Raw genomic sequence first — 18,937 nt, 5'->3', positions numbered from 1 at the left:
TTTATTATCTATTAATTTTTAGAACTAAGCAGTCAGCTGCTATTGATAGATGTCTATATTAGCTCATTAGTGTGGTAATAAAGACGACGACTACTGCAATTGGCGCAACAAACTTAGCGATAATCTGCCAGATCTGCCAACTACCGTCAGACAATCCAAGCTCTTCTTGGATACTGCGTTGGTCCATTTTCCAAGCAAGGAAGATAATGGCGGCCAGTCCAGTCAATGGTAGAATAAACTTACTGGTGAGCTTATCTAAGGCATCGAAGATACCATTACCCATAATGGTAAAGTCGCTCCATAAATTGAATGATAGCAATGCAGCAATACCAAGCAGCCAAATAACAATACTGGCTGTAATCGTTGAAACCGTTCGGCTCATCGGCGTGCGCTCTTCTAAAAACTCAACGGTAGGCTCAAGTAAAGAGATCGATGAGGTAATGGCTGCAAAGGTAATCAACAAGAAGAACAGCGTACCAATAACAGTACCTGCACCCATGCTGCCAAAGGCTATCGGTAAGCTCACAAAAATAAGACCTGGGCCTGCAGCAGGATCAAGACCATTACTAAAGATAATCGGGAAGATAGCGAGGCCGGCTGCCAACGCAATCACTGTGTCTAAAATTACAACGGTGCGTGCCGTCTTTAGCAGATTCACCTCACGACCCAAATATGAGCCGTAAGCGACCATAATACCCATACCGATAGAGAGCGTAAAGAATGCGTGACCTAGTGCGGCAAGCATCACATCAGCAGTTAATTTACTAAGATCTGGGGCAAATAAATAAGCAACAGCCTGACCGAAGCCACCATTGACAACGTTGTAACCCACAATAACAAATAAAATAAGACCCAATAATGGCATTAAAATTTTGGCGGTTTTTTCGATACCACTTGTCACACCGATACCCACAATAATGGCCGTAATAATCATAAAGACAGTATGCCAAATGGTTAAGGTGCCAGCTGATGCGAGCATGGCATCAAAAGTTGCAGCGACAGAGTCACTACCTTGACCTGAAAAACTCCCGGCTCCAACTTTAGTAATATAATTCAGCGCCCAACCACCAATCACACTATAAAAGGAGAGGATTAAAAAACCGCCTAAGATACCAGAAGCACCAACGATGCCCCAACTTCTTGACTTTCCTTCACTGGCTGCGACATCGGCATAACTGTTTACAGGGTTTTTTTGTCCACGGCGACCGATTAACCACTCTGCGACCAGTATTGGAAAACCAACCAGTGCAATACAGAAGAGATAAGCAATAACAAAAGCGGAACCCCCACTTTCACCGACCATATATGGGAACTTCCAAATATTCCCTAAGCCGACTGCCGACCCTACTGCTGCAAGCACAAAGCCAAAGCTTGAGCCCCACTGTGCATGTTCTTGTTTATTGCTAGCCATTTTTTTGTCCTCGTGCTTTATTTAATATTGTCTATAATCATCCCTGATTATCTTAAATAGCATCATCAATCATAGGCTATTTAAATTACGCATCAATGTGACGCGCTCAGCAACATTACGAAAGAATTGTTTACAATATCGTAGACGCTAAGTTTCTGCTAAGCGACTTAAAAAGTCAAGTAGTCATAAACACAAAAAGCCATAACAATTCGTTATGGCTTAATAAAAAACGACAGATATTGACAACGAGCTAAGCTTTAAATAAAGCCGCCCTACCATATCTACAGGCATACTTTAGCGTACTACCCCACGTTGACTGTTTTGTAAAGAATCAATCAACAACTGGATTTTTGGCTCTTTAGGCAGCATTTCTTGCTGTAGCACTTCAAGTGCTTGCGCTTTTGTCAGCCCCATTCTAAATACGGCTCGGTAAGCCTGTCGTAAGACATCAATAGTATGCTTCGACCAATCCTTACGGCGCATGCCTTCGGTGTTTAGACCATGTGCACTGGCCGGATTACCTGACACCATAGTGAAGGCTGCGACATCTTTTAAGATTAAGCTGGCACCCCCGACTAGGCTATAGTCATCTACTCGGCAAAACTGATGAATACCTGAGTTGCCTCCGATAATAGTGTGATCACCTATGATGACATGGCCTGCAATACCAACGTTATTCGCCACAACGTTGTGATCACCAATCACACAATCATGAGCGACATGGGTATTCACCATCAATAAATTATGGCTGCCAATCTTGGTTATGCCTTCATCTTGCGCTGTACCTCGGTGCAAGCTACAAGCCTCACGAATATTATTGTAATCGCCAATCTCAAGCCAAGTTCGCTCACCAGCATACTTTAAGTCTTGCGGATCTTCACCAATACTCGCAAACTGATAAATCTGATTATGACTGCCGATACGAGTCAATCTCGTCACTACAACATGTCGATGCAAGATGGTATGAGCGCCTATCGTTACCTCATCACCGACGATACAATACGGCCCGATAACTGCGGTTTCATCAATCGTAGCAGACGGTGAAACCAGCGCTGTAGGGTGGATCTGACTCATAATGCAGGCCTTTGTATCATTTAATACCAATAAACTTTAGAAACGAATAATAATCATAGATTAATAATCATAAATGATAATTATAAACACTTTACTAATCAATAAATGACTAATCAAAACTAACCAGTCATTTATTGCTCTTGGCGAGCAATCATCACTTGTGCACTGGCAGCGAGTTCATCGCCCACATGTACCGTACAATCAAACTTATATATACCATGGCGCTGCATCACTGTTTTCGCTCGAATGATCAGCTGATCACCTGGTATGACCCGGCGTTTAAACCGCACCTTATCTACACCAGCAAACAGATATAAGTAACCATCTTCTGCCGTCAAGCCAGCACTGATAAAGCCCAAAACACCAGACACTTGAGCCATCGACTCTACCATCAACACCCCAGGCATGATCGGCTCATCTGGAAAATGACCATTAAAGAATTCTTCATTAATCGTCACGTTTTTGATACCTGTAATACATTCACCTGGCTTACAGGCTGTAATTCTATCTACCAACATAAAGGGATAACGGTGTGGCAGATAGTGCTTCAAGGTATGATAAGTCAACGGCAGTGTCAGTCCCTGCTCAGATAGTGATTTAATGTTTTCGTCTGTCAGTGTTTCGATATCGATTTCGCTCATTATAGGGCTTCCTTGCGTCGGTGATTGATGTTAATAAAGACTGATCGTTATTAACAATAACTTGTATGTATTATAATAAAAAACTGCAGCTTCTTTCTTTATAAGCATCTGACTACAATGCTAAATCGTAAGGGTTGATATGCTCTAGTTATTGCCTAGCTGACGAAAACGAACAGCAGCACGGCGCCATTTAGCTGTTGGCATAGCTACTGTCCCAGATGAGTAAGAGCCGGCCACTTTAATGGATTTTGTTACCATTGCCATGCCTGATAATGTGACATCATCAGCAATCTCAATATGACCTGTGATACCGACTGCCCCACCAATAATGCAGCGCTTACCGATAGTCGTGCTACCAGCAATACCCGTTTGCGCAGCGATCGCTGTGCCAGCACCAATACGGACATTATGTGCAACTTGAACCAAGTTATCAATGATCACATGATCGCCAATGATCGTATCGTCAATGGCACCGCGATCGATACAGGTGTTGCTACCGATGCGCACATGATTACCAATAACCACTCGACCAAGCTGGGCTATTCGCTCCCAACCACTGCTACTAGGATCTCGGGTTGGCGCAAAGCCAAAGCCCTCTGCCCCAATACTGGCACCTGCATGTAGCCTCACATGATCACCTATGATGCAATTGTACCCAATAAAGACTTGCGACTTTATGACACTATGAGCACCGATACACGTATCAGACTCAACGACCACATGTGAGTCAAGCCTACTGCCTGCACCAATACGTACACGTTCTCCTATAACGCAAAAAGGCCCAATAGCGACGTCAGCATCTATAATGGCACTCTCTGCGATGACTGCTGTCGGATGAACTGCTCTTTTGGACAGCTGAGGCACAAACAACTGGCTGGCGCTGGCATAGGCTAAATAAGGTGTTGCTACGACCAGTGGCAACGTCGTTGCTGGTACTTGCTCACTGTATTGCTCAGTGACCAATACAGCGCCAGCATGGCTGTCTTTTAGACTGGAGACATACTTTGGGTCTGCTAAAAAGCTCAGCTGCTGATTAGAAGCATCATATAAACCACCCACACCATCTAAGGTCTGATGCAGCTGCGCAGCACTCAACTCAGCCTTATTCAATACCGGCTGACGCTGCTCGATTTGAGAGATAAGTTGCTTGATCGTTATCATAGTAAAATCAATACGGCTTAATAAACATAAAAATGACACCAAGCTAAAGCAGTTAACTTGGTGACCTATCGTCAGTCCTAAATAAAAAAAGCACGAACATTACTAGAAGGTACTACCAATCTGGAATTGCACTTTCTCAGTCTCGTCACCTTCTTTGTCACCGATGGGCACGGCATAGCTCAGCGAAATTGGCCCAATCGGCGTATACCATGTAACACCGGCACCGGCACTAAAACGCAGATCGTTATCTTGGTACAATAAAGGTATATCGACAGGGTTGCCATCTTGATCTACAGGACGCTTACCTGTATTAGGATCAATAAAGCTACGATCTTCTTTGTCAGTGGTGTCAAATACTTGACCGCCTTCGGCAAATAATACCGGACGCACCTGATCGGTCCAATCACCTTTGAACGGCATCGGTAAAATTAATTCAGCACCAAAGGTTGCTAGCGCGTTACCACCGACTTCTTCGTCCTTAAGGTAGCGTATCTCATCAGTGATCGCATCATAATAACTTTGTGATCTAGGACCGAGTGTTGAGGATTCATAACCACGTACCGAACCATAACCACCAGCATAGAAGTTTTCATAAAATGGCAAATCATTACCATAACCCAGCTTAGTATAACCCCGTGCTACCCAGTCTTTATAAATGGGATAGTAAATATTACCACGGTAGATGGCTTTTTGATAACTTGAATCACCAAAGCCTAGGGTTGCATCAATAGTATGGCTCATGCCTTTGGTTGGAAACACCGGACGATCCAAGGTGCTATAGTCCCAGCCAAATAATAAATTGTAAGTGGTATATTCATTACTAAATCCGGTACGACCGTCAAACTCGCCAGTGAACCTCTCGAACTTACCACCGTCATCAATAAGTTGCTGAACGTTAGAGACTCCCAAACGGTTACCCCCACGTACTTCGGTATTATCAATATTCAAACCAGCGCTCACGCGTTTGGTTTCATCAACAGGATAGCTATAATTTAAGGTCGCACCGTAAGAGTCAGTGACATAGTTACTGACGTTTCTACTATCGTATTTAGTTTCACGGTAGTAAGCACTGACGCCTTGCGAGACACCGTTTTCAGTAAAGTAAGGGTCGGTATAACCCAAGCTGTATGAATCACGTGTTTGTGAACGTGATAACGCTGCCTTGACACGGTTACCTGTACCCATAAAGTTGTTTTGTGTCAGATCCAACTGAAAGGTCACACCGCCACTTTGTGAGTAGCCCGCAGCGATGGTCGAGCTGCCAGAAGGCTGCTCTTCTACCATATAGTTGACATCGACTTGATCTGGCTGATTGGGTACTGGTTTCACATCTACATTTACAGATTTAAAGAACCCTGTACGCATCAGGCGTGTACGGGACAGCTGGATTTTATCGTTAGATGCCAGCGCGCCTTCTAGCTGACGCATTTCACGGCGCAGTACTTCGTCTTGCGTCTTGATATTGCCATTGAAGTTAATACGGCGGACATAAATGGGCCGTGCAGGGTCGATATAGTAATCGACATCGACTACTTTGGTCTCGTCATCAATACGTGGTACAGGGCGTACCTGAGCCAAATAGTAACCTTCATTGCCATAACGGCTTTTTAGAGCGGCGGTGGTGGCATCCAGTTTGGCTTGTGAGTATTGCTCATCGGCAGTAAAGGCGACCAGTTTATTGAGCTCATCGGTATCAAACTTTGGATCACCTAAAAAGCTGATGTCACCAAATTGATACTGCTCACCTTCGCTGACACTGACTTCGATAAACACGCTGCGCTTATCTTCACTGATATTGAGGACCGCATTATCAACGGCAAAGCGTACATAGCCATCATTCTGATACAGGGCGGTTAAGTTCTCTAAACTGGCAGCCAGTTTTTCTTTGGCATAACGATCTGACTTAGATAGCAGACGTGTCCATGAAGATTCTTTTACTGCAAAGACATCTCTGATATCTTCATCGCTAAAGTGTTTATTGCCAATAATATTGATATCAACAACTTTGGCCGGCTTACCTTCGATAAAGCGTACATCTAGTTTGACACGGTTGCCATCAAGTAATGTTTGATCGACTTCGATATTGCTGTTGTAATACCCTTGACTGATGTACTGCTGTTGCAACTCGTTTGCAACGCCCTGTAGCGTCGACTGCTTGAGCACGTCTCCTACAGATAGGCCCGCATTGGCAAGCCCTTCAGTCAGTCCTTCTTTAGGAATCAGCTTATTGCCTTCAAAGTTAACTTCAGCGATCGTTGGACGTTCAACAACATCAAAGCGCAACGCCCCTCCCTCTATACTGCTCTGAATATTAGCAAAATTGTCAGTGGCATATAACGCCTTGATACTGGCTGCTAGATTGCTATCAGTGACCGTATCGCCTACCGTAATAGGCAATACTGGATAGAGGCTGTCAGGGGTTAAACGTTGTAAGCCAGAAAACCCAATATCGGTAACCACAAAGTCTGCGGCCTGTGCCGAAACACTCATCATCGCTACAACTAACGGCAACCCAGCCGCGCTCATAAATAAAGGCGTACGCATAAACACTATCCGTCAATAAAAAACTTGCTTAAGTTAAGTTAAAAAGCATAATTTGTCTAGTCCCATGACCAATTTTATGCTGTTGGCGATTTATTGTGGGACGACTCAAGACACTTTATATAAAATGCATTATAAAATAAACTAAAAAGTACGATTAGTATAGTCGTAGCAAAAGCTAACGTACTGCCATATTACGCTCACAGCGACAGCGTGTATTTCGCTTACACGTTATTGTAGCTTACCTTACTCTATCAGTCGCATGATATCTACCTAAAACAGCCGACTAATATCATTACCAATTGCTAACACCATGAAACTTAGCAGTAAGAGTAAACCGATATTCAACCCTACTATCTGTACCTTTTCTGATAAAGGTTTGCCACGAATAAGCTCAATCACATAATAAACGATATGACCACCATCCAACACAGGAATAGGCAGTAAGTTTAAGACAGCAAGACTCAAACTGATTAACCCTGCCGTAGATAATACCATCTGCCAACTGATGTCAAAGCTTTGTTTGGCGACCTTTGCTATAGTAATTGGACCTGATAGATTATCCAGACCTATCATACCTGAGAGCATTTTGCCCATTGAACTGACCGTCATCACCGCCAGCTGTTCTGTCTTCTCAAACGACTTTATCAGCGCCTCACCAGGACCATATACTACTGTTGTTTTATACTCATCAGGAATGACAATCTCAGTTTCTGCCACCATAGCACCGATCTGACCATAAGTATGACCTAGATTGTCTTTTTTGCCTTGCGGCATAATCTGTAGCTGTATAGTTTTATCATCTCTTAATACGGTAAAATCCAACAGAATCTCGGGGCTGTCACGGATGATACGGGTCACACTGAGCCAATCTGTCACCACAGTTCCATTAATCTCAGTAATGCGGTCGCCAACTTCTAACCCTTGGCGAATGGCAGCGCCATCCTCTGACAACCCTCCGATAATGGGCGCAATTTGAGGCTGCCAAGGCAACATACCAAAGCTGGTCAACGCATCTTTACCTTGCGCATCACCTTGCATAAAGTTGACCACAGGCGCTTGGTATGTCTGCGTAGTAGCGCTCGCTGGATTGGCTGATTGCAGGGTGACGCTGATATTATCCGTCTCTCCCATACGCCCTGCCAAGCGATAGTTGACCCCTTCCCAGGTTTGTACCTCATGCCCGTCAATCGCTACAATCTCACCTCCAACTGGTAGCTGTGCCATCGCCGCTGGCGACTCTGGCAACACTTGGCCTACCTTAGTCGCTAATTGCTCAGAGGGGGTCATAAAAAGCACCCAAAACAGAGCAATGGCGATGACAAAGTTCATGACAGGACCAGCAGCGACGATAGCGATTTTCTTTAGCGGGTGTTGACGATTAAAAGCCAAGTGCTGCTCTTCCTCTGCCACCTCACCTTCTCGCTCATCAAGCATTTTGACATAACCACCAAACGGTAGCATGGACAACCGATAGTCGGTGCCAGTCTTTTTGCTGGTCCAACCGGTAAGCTTGGGACCAAAGCCGATAGAGTACGTCAAGACCTTTACGCCGCACAGACGTGCCACGATATAGTGACCCCATTCATGTAGAGCAATCAAGGGCCCTAATACAAAAATCGCTGCTAATAGCGTGAGTAAAAACGTCATTACCTTCTCTCGTTTAGGTCATTTTGGCAATAATGTCATGAGTATGGCGTCGTGCCTTATCATCAATGGCTAAAATATCCTCTATATCTGCACTGGCATCTAACGACGGTACTGCTACTTGCGTAAGCGCTTGCTCATTAATATCAGCAATATCTGTCAGGCGTATTTGTTCGGCCAAAAACGCAGCGACAGCAACTTCATTGGCCGCATTGAGCACGATGGTCGACTGCGTACCTGCTTGCATCGCTTGACGTGCAAGACGCAAACAAGCAAATTTTTGTAAATCAGGCTTGATAAACTCTAGATCATTTAAGGCAAATAAATCAAGAGGCTGCGAACCACTATCAATACGATTGGGATAACTTAAGGCATGAGCGATAGGGGTTTTCATATCTGGGCTACCCAGCTGCGCTAAGAAGCTTCCATCGCTATATTCTACCATCGAATGAATGATACTTTGAGGATGAATGACCACCTTTATCTTATCTTCTGGTAAGTCAAACAAATGACACGCTTCGATTAGCTCAAGGCCCTTATTCATCATCGTTGCCGAATCAACTGATATTTTTTGTCCCATTGACCAGTTAGGATGTTTGACCGCTTGCGCCACCCCTGCTTTTTGCATCTGGGCAAACGACTGCTGTAAAAACGGTCCGCCAGAAGCGGTGAGCCATAATCGGCGTACACCATGACTGACTTGATGAATTTGGCTGTTATTTTGTTGAATAGACACCGGCAAACACTGAAAAATGGCATTGTGCTCTGAATCAATCGGCAGTAAAGTTGCATTATGGGCTTTGACTGCAGCAATCATGACCTCGCCTGCCATGACCAGCGCCTCTTTATTGGCAAGTAAGATACGCTTGCCTGCCCTAGCAGCGACCAGCGTTGACGGTAACCCTGCAGCGCCAACGATCGCTGCGACCACAGTATCAACCTGTGGGTCTGTGGCGATTTCTATCAACCCAGCAGCGCCGCCCACCACATCGATAGCTAAACCAACATCACAAAGCCTTTTGGCAAAACTATCGACATCTTTACTCGGCACACAGACACGTGTCGGCTCAAACTGCTGACATAGTGCCAATAGCTTATCTAAGCGCTGGTATCCTGATAGCGCATAGACATCATAGTCATGCGGATGTGCCGCTAGAATTGATAAGGTACTGTCTCCAATAGAGCCTGTGGCGCCAAGTACGGCGATGCGTTGCGTCATAACCATTAATGCCCATTCATATGATTAAAAAGGTATCGTAAAAAAGATAAAATAAGAGAGGCTACATCAGTAAATTATGTAGAGTTATCATAAAAAAGAGACTGATGTAGCAAAGTACCGAATAGAAAACCACCGATTGACTGAGTGTGGTTTGGGTTACATGCTTAGGCCACGATAAGACCTAAATACTGCAACCCCCAAAACCCTAGCGCAAATATCGGTGTGGCGGACAATAAAGAATCGATGCGATCAAGAATACCACCATGTCCAGGCAAAATCGTTCCTGAATCCTTGACACCAGCACGGCGCTTTAGCATGGATTCAAACAAATCACCAAGTACTGAAGCTAGGATTGTGAGCGCTGACAGTGCGACGAAAGCCAATAAAGCGCTTCCTGTAAGTTGCAGCTTAAAAACACTAATGACCACGACCACAAGTAGCCCCGTTATCAAACCGCCAGCCAGCCCTTCCATGCTTTTGTTGGGAGAGACATTGGGCGCCATTTTACGCCTTCCTAGTTTGCGTCCAACGAAGTAAGCACCGCTGTCTGCACACCATACCAACAAAAACACATACATCAGCCACCACGCAGACAGCTGCCATAAATAAAACATAGCTGTGATAGAGGCGGTCAGTATCACCACTCCCATCAAGCTTAGTTTTTTACCATACCAGTTGGTATAAGTGGGAAACTGGCCGACCCAAGACAGCGCCATTAACCATATGATGATCGAAGCCACCCACCAAAACACCCATGTCACGCTAAACATCAAGGAAACCAGCGTAATCGCTAATACCAGTGCGACAAAGACGGCAGGTTGACGCCATTTAGGCATCAACTTGGTCCATTCATGGGCAGCGATGGTGACCCCTATTGCCAGTAACGGTGCAAAGAAAATAGGTGTTTGACTCGCAAACAGTGCAATACCAACAATAATCATTAAAATAATTGCTGTTTTAATCCGTTGCCACATACCAATCAGGCCTTATAATAAGAATTATCTGCTCAATATTACATTATATCAGCTAGGCCGTGTTGAACATTCGCTGATGGATTTAGGTCGAAGTCTATGCTTAAGCGCTCAACACAGCAAGCTTTGTGTACATTATCTATGGCAATGTTTGCGCTTCAACTTGCTCGCTGGTCTGACCAAAGCGGCGTTGACGCTGAGCAAACTCCGTTATCATCTGTGTCAGCTCATCGGCACCAAAGTCTGGCCATAACGTCTGGGTAAAAAACAGCTCAGCATAGGCAGACTGCCAGAGTAAAAAGTTAGAAATACGGTATTCCCCGCCCGTACGAATCAGCATATCTACCGCTGGCGCATCTGCCAGTTGCACATATTGACCAAGTAACGCCTTATCAATCTCATCAGCACGCAGCTCACCCGCTTGTACTTGCTGTGCGAGCGTCATAGCGGCATTGGCAATATCCCATTGTCCGCCATAGCTGATCGCAATGACCAATGTCATCGCATCGAAATGCGCTGTTTTGGCTTCTGCATCGAGCATCAGCGCCTGCAAGTCCTCGTCAAGCTGGCTGCGATCGCCAATAAAGCGTAGCCGAATACGGTATTTATTCATCCGTGGCATCTGCTCATGAATGGTTGAGGTCAATAGTCGCATCAGTAGCGCCACTTCATTGGGCGGCCGTAGCCAGTTCTCACTTGAAAAGGCAAATACGGTCAGTACTTCAACCCCAGTATCTAGGCAGTGCTCAACGATGGGATCTAGTGCATCCTTGCCTGCAACATGACCTTCACCACGGCCAAGGCCTTTGGCTTTACCATAACGGTTATTGCCATCCATAATAATGGCGATATGACGGGGGATGTGCTTAGAGGGTAAAGATGGAGATGTAGGCATGGACTATACTACTTATTATGGAAATAAATTGATCAGCGATATCGACTAAAAAACTGGATTAAAGATACAACACTTTTGTCATAACGTGACACATGACCGTTGATAGGCTTTGTGCTCGTGAGTCAGCTCTATTTCATGGTCGTCACTTTTAAAATAAAAGCTGTAGTAATAAACAGCCAATAGTGGTCTACTATTGGCTGTCAAATTACAACATAGCAAAGAATGAGCGAATTAAACTTCCATCAATTCTGTTTCTTTATTATTTAGCTTTTTATCAATAGTATCGATAAACTTGTCAGTGATTTTTTGAATGTCATCACTGGCACGGCGCTCTTCATCCTCTGAGATTTCTTTCTCTTTTGCCAAGTCTTTGATGTCATTCATCATATCACGGCGGATGTTACGAATAGAAACACGGCTGTTTTCGGCTTCAGCGCGCGCCAGTTTTTGCATATCACGGCGGGTTTCTTCAGTTAAGGCTGGCATGGGTACACGAATGACGTCAGCACTCATAGGGTTAAGACCCAAGTCCGCCTCACGAATGGCTTTGTCTACCGCCTGCACCATGCTACGCTCAAATGGCTGTACTAATAATGTACGTGAGTCTTCGACGTTGACGCTTGCAACTTGGTTAAGGGGTGTGTCTGCACCATAATAGCTGACCATCACGCCTGAGAGCATACCTGGATGTGCACGGCCTGTACGAACCTTACTAAAAGCGTTTTCTAACGCTTCTAAGGTTTTATCCATACGAGCTTCGCCGTCTTTTTTAATCTCTTTAATCATTGTGTGTCCTTATATATCGCTTCCGATAATACTGAATATATGGGTTATTGGGTGTTATGTTCTAGAGTTAGCACTACATAAAACCGATACATTAATAGTGACATGCTATAGCGGTTTTGAAGTAATTTGACTATATAATTTTACTACCGAGCAACTGCTTTTTTCTTTTGCAAATGTTGCTTATATGTTTAATGATACACTCGTGTGCCTTCATTCTCACCCATTACGACATTTAACAAGGCGTTGGGTTTTGTCATATCAAACACTTGCAGGGGTACGTTATGCTCACGGCACAGAGCAATCGCTGTTAAGTCCATGACGCCAAGCTTTTGCTCAAGCACCTCATCGAAAGTTAAGCCGTCATACTTGGTAGCATCCACATGCAAGCTTGGGTCTTTATCATAAACCCCATCAACTTTAGTCGCTTTAAGGATCAAGCCAGCTTCAATCTCAATACCACGCAGACAAGCTGCGGTATCGGTCGTAAAGAACGGATTACCTGTTCCGGCGACAAAAATACAAACCTCACCGTTTTTTAGATAGCGAATCGCATTACGGCTACTATAGCTTTCGGTGACTTCGCCAATGGGCAGAGCTGACATAAGGCGGGTTTTGATGTTGCGACGTTCCAGCGCATCACGCATTGCCAGTCCGTTCATCACTGTTGCAAGCATGCCCATCTGATCACCGGTGACACGGCCAACCAAGCCTTCTTTTTGTAGCTGTGCCCCACGATATAAGTTACCCCCACCAACGACAATACCTACCTGTACCCCAAGACCACGCAAGTGTGCGATTGATAAGCTCATTTTGTCAAGCACTTCGGTATCAATACCCATGTCTTTGCCGCCAGCTAAGGCTTCGCCAGAGAGTTTAAGTAAGATACGAGAGAAACGTGGATTTTTGTCAGACATGAAGGCACCTTTTATCGATAAACAATGGTTATAACCAATAAGATTGGAGTACAAACTAAGACATGCAGTCCCAAACAAACAAGTCGCTAAATTGGGCTAATTGTAGCAAAAACTGCCCAAGATTGGGCAATTTTCATCAGGAATGAACGATGGGTTTTCATTTAATGACTGATTTTATCTGCAACACTAAAAACATATCGCACTTTTTTTAGTCTACGTCGCATGCACTGGTATGACCTAGCCTTGATAGCTGGCAAATAAGTCATATTCACTAGCATCATCAATAGTGACCGTCAAGAATTGTCCGACTTTGACATGAGTGCTAATCTCATCAACATAGACATGACCATCAATCTCTGGTGCGTCGGCGTAGCTACGACAAATTGCGATACTTTCTTCACTGTCGATCTCATCAACCAAGACCGTTAAGGTTTTGCCGATTTTCTCTTGTAGCTTTTGTGCTGAAATCTCTTGCTGTAGCGCCATCAAACGCTCATAGCGAGATTGCTTGATGTCTTCAGGGACAGGATTGGGCAGATTATTTGCCACTGCACCCTCGACTTCTGAATAAGTAAAAGCGCCTACCCGATCGAGACGAGCTTCAACCAACCAGTCAAGTAAACATTGAAAGTCCTCTTCCGTCTCGCCAGGAAAGCCGACGACAAAAGTGGAGCGAATGACGATATCAGGACAAATCTCACGCCAAGCTTTGATACGTGCCAAGGTATTTTCACTATGTGCTGGACGTTTCATGGCCTTTAAGATGCGATGGCTGGCATGCTGAAACGGAATATCAAGGTAAGGCAGCAGTTTTTTCTCACTCATCAGCGCTACGACCTTGTCGACGTGTGGATAGGGATACACATAATGTAGGCGCACCCAGATACCCAAGTCGTTTAATGCCTGGCACAAGTCATAAAACTTAGACTTTAGTGGCATACCATTCCAAAAGCTGGTTTTATACTTTAAATCTAACCCATAAGCAGAGGTATCTTGCGAGATGATCAATAACTCTTTCACACCAGCGTTTTTTAGTGCAAGTGCTTCATTCATCACATTATCAATCGGACGCGAGACCAGATCCCCACGTAAGCTTGGAATGATGCAAAAAGTACAACGATGGTTGCAACCCTCTGATATTTTTAGATAAGCATAATGACTTGGCGTAAGCTTAATGCCTGCCTCATTGATTAAGTCAATTTTTGGGTCATAATTGCTAGCTGATTCACGCTTTGGTTTGGGCACATGCTGCGAGACAGCGGTAATCACCTCATCATAAGCATGTGCACCAGTCACTGCTAACACGGCTGGATGCATTTCACGGATTTTTTCTGCTTCTTTACCTAAGCAGCCTGTCACGATGACTTTACCATTTTTGCTAATGGCTTCACCGATTGCATCTAAGGACTCTTGTACTGCTGACTCGATAAAGCCGCACGTATTGACCACGACCAAATCTGCACCCTCATAGTCGCTGGCCACCTGATATCCATCACGGCTCAGCTCTGTAATAATGCGCTCGCTATCGACAAGTGCTTTAGGACAGCCTAAAGAGACAAACCCAACTTTTGGTGCTGTACTGACAGGCGCATCGACCGTTGCTAAAGCGGCGTCACTGCTCTGGGTGATACTGCGGTTTTGATTGTGATTGGCTTTATGATGGCTATTATTAGTCATACTAGGCTGGACACTGGCTGTCGAGCTTTGTACTGACGCTGCTGTCGGCTTGGTAGGGTTAAAGACGCTAACAGTGTCTTTGACGGCAGAAGATACTGATGGAGTAGACGTTTTGGGCATGGCTGACCTTGCTTGAATAAATTGGCTGTGCGCATTGTACGTTTTTTTGCTGATAAGCACCAGTTTTACCACGCTATAGTGTTGATTTATGGTTAAATATTCATTCAAACACAGTTAGTAATCAGGCTTACTATATTTATGTCGTCGCAAACAGCAGTCAATACCATGCCAGACTTGGCTTTTATCTCTCAACATTTATATACCGCTGTGCTGTGGGTCAGCAATGACCTCAGTATAATATGGCTCAACGCTCAGACTGAGCAGCTGCTAGCAATCAGTCGTGAGCGCTTGATAGGCCAATCCATACTGATGTTACTTGCGCCTAATGAATTGGGTGATGCGTTTCATCAGCACACAGATATCACTACAAGCCAGAGTTCAAACCACGGCCTCAACAGCCCATTGAAAGCTGACTGCAATAAAAGCATGCATAGGAGCGGTTCGTTAACCGCACGCTTTGCGCAAGCAGCCAAATATCAGCAGCCCTTTATCGATCATGACCATAAGGTTAGACCACTAGCCAGCAACACGACAGTAGTGACTATCGACTATAGTGTTACTCCTGTCGTCTATCAACAGCACTCTTTTTTTATTATCGAAATGTGGGGCAAAGACCGCCAAAGTCGTATCACAGAAGAACAACGCCAACAACAGCAATACAATGTCGCTCGCCGTATGCTACGCTCAGTCGCCCATGAAGTAAAAAACCCTTTAGCAGGGATCCGCGGGGCGGCGCAGCTCTTACAACGGCAATTTATAAACACTAACGACACTTCTTCTCTAAAAAACCAGAGCGCCACAACAGCGGCTAAACCTAATAACGACAACAATATAGTAACCACTCATAAAAAACCACATCGCTATACCGACATCATCATCTCAGAGACGGACCGCTTAACACAGCTCATAGAACAGCTGCTTGGCTCGCCTCAACTACCCGACTGGCAACTGATCAATATCCACAAGCCACTAGAGCATGTTTTAACTTTGGTAATGAACCATTATCCACAAGTCACTGTCAAACGTGATTATGACTTATCTTTACCTGAGCTGGAGGCAGATGCAGACCAGTTGATTCAAGTGTTTTTAAACCTCATCAATAACGCTTGCGAATCCATGGCTGAGTACCAGCAACAACAAGCCCGTCAAAACAAGCATCTGCCAGAGTCCTATGCCCAAATGAACACTCATTACACTCCAAAACTAGACATTCAAACACGTGTCGCTTTTCAGCATACGATCGGTAGTCAACAACATAAGCAAGTACTGCAAGTGACCATTACTGATAATGGTGCAGGAATTGACCCCGCCCTCATTGAGCAGATATTTTTTCCAATGGTGACCAACCGTGCAGCAGGCACAGGGTTAGGCCTATCTGTCGTACAAGATATTATCAATCGACATCATGGTATGATTGACGTTAGCACCACGCAATCTGCATCTGACACGTATGACTGTCAAACATGTTTTACGCTATATTTACCTTTTGCTCAGCCAGCGCTTAAGACGCAGACAGAGTGATTAAGTAAACGTCCTTGGCAACCCTAAATCACCAACAACCCTAAAACCCTTGCTTATTAGGCCTGATACATGACTGAATATAATGACACCCATCATCCTAACAACGACAGTCAAACGTTGCCTGAAACGTCAGCAAATGAACCAGCTGCCAACACCATCTCCAAAGCACCTACTGCAACCTTATGGCTCATAGAAGATGATGCCGCTTTGCGCTTAGTTTTGGTGGATACATTTGAGGCAGCTGGTTTTTGTGTACTCAGCTTTACGCAAGCGCAGGCTGCTTGGACTAAACTCAACGATATATTGCAGCAATCGACACCAGAGGCGTCATTACCAGATGCGATCGTAACGGATATTCGCATGCCCATCATGGATGGCTTGTCTTTTAGCGACTGGGTACATAACCATTTCCCTCAACTGCCCATCATTATTATGACTGCCCACTCAGACCTTACCTCTGCTATCAACAGCTATCAGGCAGGCGCATTTGAGTACCTACCCAAACCCTTTGACTTGGATGAAGCCGTTGCAACGATTTATAAGGCCATTCATTATCAGTCCAAAACACCAACAGGTAACAAACACACCAAAACCGACACCAAGGCTCAGGCGAAACAACAACCTCATCCTGATCCTGCTTCAAACAAGTCACCCATTACCCAATCTAGCAAGATAAATAACACAAAAGCGACCAATCAGACCAACAACCCTAACGGCATCATCGGGCAGTCGCAGGCCATGCAAACGGTCTTTCGAGCCATTGGACGACTGGCACACTCCCCTGTTACCGTACTGATAACTGGTGAATCTGGTACAGGTAAGGAGCTGGTCGCTAGTGCGTTACATCAGCACTCACCTAGGCAGCAAGAGCCCTTTATCGCACTTAATATGGCAGCCATTCCACATGACTTAATTGAATCTGAGCTGTTCGGACACGAAAAAGGCGCTTACACAGGAGCGACGACTCGTCGGCAAGGACGCTTTGAGCAAGCAGATGGCGGCACACTGTTTTTAGATGAAATCGGCGACATGCCCTTTAGCACCCAAACACGCTTATTACGTGTACTGGCAAATGGAGAGTTTTATCGTGTTGGTGGTCAACAGCCCATCAAAGTCGACGTACGCATTATCGCTGCCACTCATCAAGACCTAGAGCATCTTGTACAGCAAGGCAAGTTTCGTGAAGATTTATTTTATCGTCTCAACGTCATTCGTTTGCCCTTACCACCGTTACGTGCACGTCGTGAAGACATCCCTGCGCTGGCCGAACACTTTATGCAGCGTGCAGCCCAACAAATGAACACTGCCACCAAGCAACTCCATCCGCAAGCGGTACACCTAATGCAAGATTTTGACTGGCGAGGAAATGTGCGCCAGCTCGAAAACGTTTGCTTATGGTTAACTGTCATGGCAACAGGTGACACAGTCTTGATTGAAGACCTGCCTCCTGAGTTATTAACCAATCGCCATACTGCTTTAGCACAGCCTTCCACTCACCTGCCTACTGATCAGCATGATGACGCCAATAATAATGCGATACCTCCTACACCACATCTTCCGTACTCTAGTGCTACAGTGACTTGGCAAAAGGCGCTTGCCGATTGGGCGACAGAGTCGCTACAGGCGGGTAATAGCGATATTTTACAGACAGCGGCACCTGAGTTTGAACAGGTGCTTATAAACGCAGCGCTTCTTCATAGTGGCGGTAAAAAGAAGGCTGCCGCCAAGCTTTTGGGCTGGGGGCGCAATACTCTGACCCGTAAATTACAGCAGCTCGATACTCACTCTATAGATAAGGCTTCAGATTCCTAAAAGCCCATAAAATATAAATAACACAGTATTGTAAATATAGGCACCAGCGACTGGCTAAATACTTAACAGCCCTTTTAATAAAAAAAACGCTATAAATCAAATACCTACGATTAAAGACGTAAAAAAAAGCAATAAACTTAAAATTAATTGCAAAAAGGGCTTGCCAAAACATTTAAACTCTATATAATAGCCAACCACTGAGACGCACTACCGAATCAGTTATCTGTTTAGATAGTATTTGAATTTAAATGCTTTTGATGATAGAGTAACGAAAATGGGGATGTGGCGGAATTGGTAGACGCACCAGATTTAGGTTCTGGCGCCGAGAGGTGTGAGAGTTCGAGTCTCTCCATCCCCACCATTTTCGGATAGTTCTTCTTAGATCAAATATTAAAACCCACTTATTAGTGGGTTTTTTATTGTCTAAAATTCAGCGATGCTTCTGTTTTATAAATAAAAAGCCCCGAGTACATACATACTCGGGGCAAACACACTTCCTCGATATTAAAGCTGGATAAAAACCGACTGGCTAATTGATAGCACTGTC

14 protein-coding genes and 1 tRNA gene are annotated in these 18,937 nt (G+C 44.7%); 3 read left to right on the top strand and 12 right to left on the bottom strand.

Going from position 1 to position 18,937, the window contains the following annotated elements; all coding sequences use genetic code 11:
- Window positions 1-58: 58 nt before the first annotated feature.
- From J3492_RS01695 to rimO, 12 genes are all read right to left on the bottom strand, one after another.
- Window positions 59-1,411: a sodium-dependent transporter gene (locus J3492_RS01695; protein WP_207989110.1), complete on the bottom strand. Its 1,353-nt coding sequence runs from the start codon at window positions 1,409-1,411 to the stop codon at window positions 59-61.
- Window positions 1,412-1,705: 294 nt separating this feature from the next.
- Window positions 1,706-2,485 (bottom strand): acyl-ACP--UDP-N-acetylglucosamine O-acyltransferase, encoded by a 780-nt coding sequence (gene lpxA, locus J3492_RS01690; protein ID WP_207989108.1) that lies wholly within the window; start codon window positions 2,483-2,485, stop codon window positions 1,706-1,708.
- Window positions 2,486-2,616: 131 nt separating this feature from the next.
- A complete protein-coding gene (fabZ, locus tag J3492_RS01685) occupies window positions 2,617-3,126 on the bottom strand; it encodes a 3-hydroxyacyl-ACP dehydratase FabZ (RefSeq protein WP_207989106.1) in 510 nt (169 codons plus the stop codon).
- 144 nt (window positions 3,127-3,270) lie between these two features.
- A complete protein-coding gene (gene lpxD, locus J3492_RS01680) occupies window positions 3,271-4,287 on the bottom strand; it encodes a UDP-3-O-(3-hydroxymyristoyl)glucosamine N-acyltransferase (protein WP_207989104.1) in 1,017 nt (338 codons plus the stop codon).
- Window positions 4,288-4,389: 102 nt separating this feature from the next.
- Window positions 4,390-6,831 carry an outer membrane protein assembly factor BamA gene (gene bamA, locus J3492_RS01675; protein WP_207989102.1) on the bottom strand — a complete coding sequence of 814 codons (2,442 nt, stop codon included), beginning with the start codon at window positions 6,829-6,831 and terminating at the stop codon, window positions 4,390-4,392.
- A 270-nt stretch (window positions 6,832-7,101) separates the two neighbouring features.
- The gene (gene rseP / locus J3492_RS01670) at window positions 7,102-8,478 is read right to left on the bottom strand and encodes an RIP metalloprotease RseP (protein ID WP_207989100.1); all 1,377 of its coding nucleotides are present in this window, start codon (window positions 8,476-8,478) and stop codon (window positions 7,102-7,104) included.
- A 13-nt stretch (window positions 8,479-8,491) separates the two neighbouring features.
- Entirely contained in the window at window positions 8,492-9,700 is a 1,209-nt protein-coding gene (gene ispC, locus J3492_RS01665) for a 1-deoxy-D-xylulose-5-phosphate reductoisomerase (protein WP_207989098.1), read from the bottom strand.
- Window positions 9,701-9,858: 158 nt separating this feature from the next.
- The gene (locus tag J3492_RS01660) at window positions 9,859-10,668 is read right to left on the bottom strand and encodes a phosphatidate cytidylyltransferase (RefSeq protein WP_207989096.1); all 810 of its coding nucleotides are present in this window, start codon (window positions 10,666-10,668) and stop codon (window positions 9,859-9,861) included.
- A 136-nt stretch (window positions 10,669-10,804) separates the two neighbouring features.
- On the bottom strand, window positions 10,805-11,560 hold the full coding sequence (uppS, locus tag J3492_RS01655) for a polyprenyl diphosphate synthase (protein WP_207989094.1): 756 nt from the start codon (window positions 11,558-11,560) through the stop codon (window positions 10,805-10,807).
- 231 nt (window positions 11,561-11,791) lie between these two features.
- Window positions 11,792-12,346, bottom strand: a complete 555-nt coding sequence (gene frr, locus J3492_RS01650) for a ribosome recycling factor (protein WP_207989092.1) — start codon at window positions 12,344-12,346, stop codon at window positions 11,792-11,794.
- 188 nt (window positions 12,347-12,534) lie between these two features.
- Window positions 12,535-13,260, bottom strand: coding sequence for a UMP kinase (pyrH, locus tag J3492_RS01645; RefSeq protein ID WP_207989090.1), 726 nt, complete (start codon window positions 13,258-13,260; stop codon window positions 12,535-12,537).
- 237 nt (window positions 13,261-13,497) lie between these two features.
- Window positions 13,498-15,057 carry a 30S ribosomal protein S12 methylthiotransferase RimO gene (gene rimO / locus J3492_RS01640; protein WP_207989088.1) on the bottom strand — a complete coding sequence of 520 codons (1,560 nt, stop codon included), beginning with the start codon at window positions 15,055-15,057 and terminating at the stop codon, window positions 13,498-13,500.
- A 138-nt stretch (window positions 15,058-15,195) separates the two neighbouring features.
- On the opposite strand from rimO, the gene J3492_RS01635 reads away from it, so the two are divergent.
- From J3492_RS01635 to J3492_RS01625, 3 genes are all read left to right on the top strand, one after another.
- Window positions 15,196-16,578 carry a two-component system sensor histidine kinase NtrB gene (locus tag J3492_RS01635; RefSeq protein ID WP_207989085.1) on the top strand — a complete coding sequence of 461 codons (1,383 nt, stop codon included), beginning with the start codon at window positions 15,196-15,198 and terminating at the stop codon, window positions 16,576-16,578.
- Window positions 16,579-16,647: 69 nt separating this feature from the next.
- Complete coding sequence (locus J3492_RS01630) at window positions 16,648-18,390, top strand: sigma 54-interacting transcriptional regulator (RefSeq protein WP_207989083.1); 1,743 nt, start codon at window positions 16,648-16,650, stop codon at window positions 18,388-18,390.
- A 276-nt stretch (window positions 18,391-18,666) separates the two neighbouring features.
- Window positions 18,667-18,751, top strand: a tRNA-Leu gene (locus tag J3492_RS01625).
- Window positions 18,752-18,937 lie beyond the last annotated feature (186 nt).

Source organism: Psychrobacter coccoides (genome assembly GCF_017498085.1).
Classification (GTDB): domain Bacteria; phylum Pseudomonadota; class Gammaproteobacteria; order Pseudomonadales; family Moraxellaceae; genus Psychrobacter; species Psychrobacter coccoides.
The sequence above is the reverse complement of the archived record's forward strand: the minus strand, read 5'-3'. Positions and strand labels throughout refer to the sequence as shown.

Excerpts from the sequence above, each read along its gene's own strand:
- uppS (WP_207989094.1), bottom strand. The coding sequence starts at position 11,560 with ATGCCTACATCTCCATCTTTACCCTCTAAGCACATCCCCCGTCATATC.
- rimO (WP_207989088.1), bottom strand. The coding sequence starts at position 15,057 with ATGCCCAAAACGTCTACTCCATCAGTATCTTCTGCCGTCAAAGACACT.
- J3492_RS01660 (WP_207989096.1), bottom strand. The coding sequence starts at position 10,668 with ATGTGGCAACGGATTAAAACAGCAATTATTTTAATGATTATTGTTGGT.
- rseP (WP_207989100.1), bottom strand. The coding sequence starts at position 8,478 with ATGACGTTTTTACTCACGCTATTAGCAGCGATTTTTGTATTAGGGCCC.
- bamA (WP_207989102.1), bottom strand. The coding sequence starts at position 6,831 with ATGCGTACGCCTTTATTTATGAGCGCGGCTGGGTTGCCGTTAGTTGTA.
- lpxD (WP_207989104.1), bottom strand. The coding sequence starts at position 4,287 with ATGATAACGATCAAGCAACTTATCTCTCAAATCGAGCAGCGTCAGCCG.
- frr (WP_207989092.1), bottom strand. The coding sequence starts at position 12,346 with ATGATTAAAGAGATTAAAAAAGACGGCGAAGCTCGTATGGATAAAACC.
- J3492_RS01630 (WP_207989083.1), top strand. The coding sequence starts at position 16,648 with ATGACTGAATATAATGACACCCATCATCCTAACAACGACAGTCAAACG.
- J3492_RS01635 (WP_207989085.1), top strand. The coding sequence starts at position 15,196 with ATGTCGTCGCAAACAGCAGTCAATACCATGCCAGACTTGGCTTTTATC.
- pyrH (WP_207989090.1), bottom strand. The coding sequence starts at position 13,260 with ATGTCTGACAAAAATCCACGTTTCTCTCGTATCTTACTTAAACTCTCT.
- lpxA (WP_207989108.1), bottom strand. The coding sequence starts at position 2,485 with ATGAGTCAGATCCACCCTACAGCGCTGGTTTCACCGTCTGCTACGATT.
- ispC (WP_207989098.1), bottom strand. The coding sequence starts at position 9,700 with ATGGTTATGACGCAACGCATCGCCGTACTTGGCGCCACAGGCTCTATT.
- fabZ (WP_207989106.1), bottom strand. The coding sequence starts at position 3,126 with ATGAGCGAAATCGATATCGAAACACTGACAGACGAAAACATTAAATCA.
- J3492_RS01695 (WP_207989110.1), bottom strand. The coding sequence starts at position 1,411 with ATGGCTAGCAATAAACAAGAACATGCACAGTGGGGCTCAAGCTTTGGC.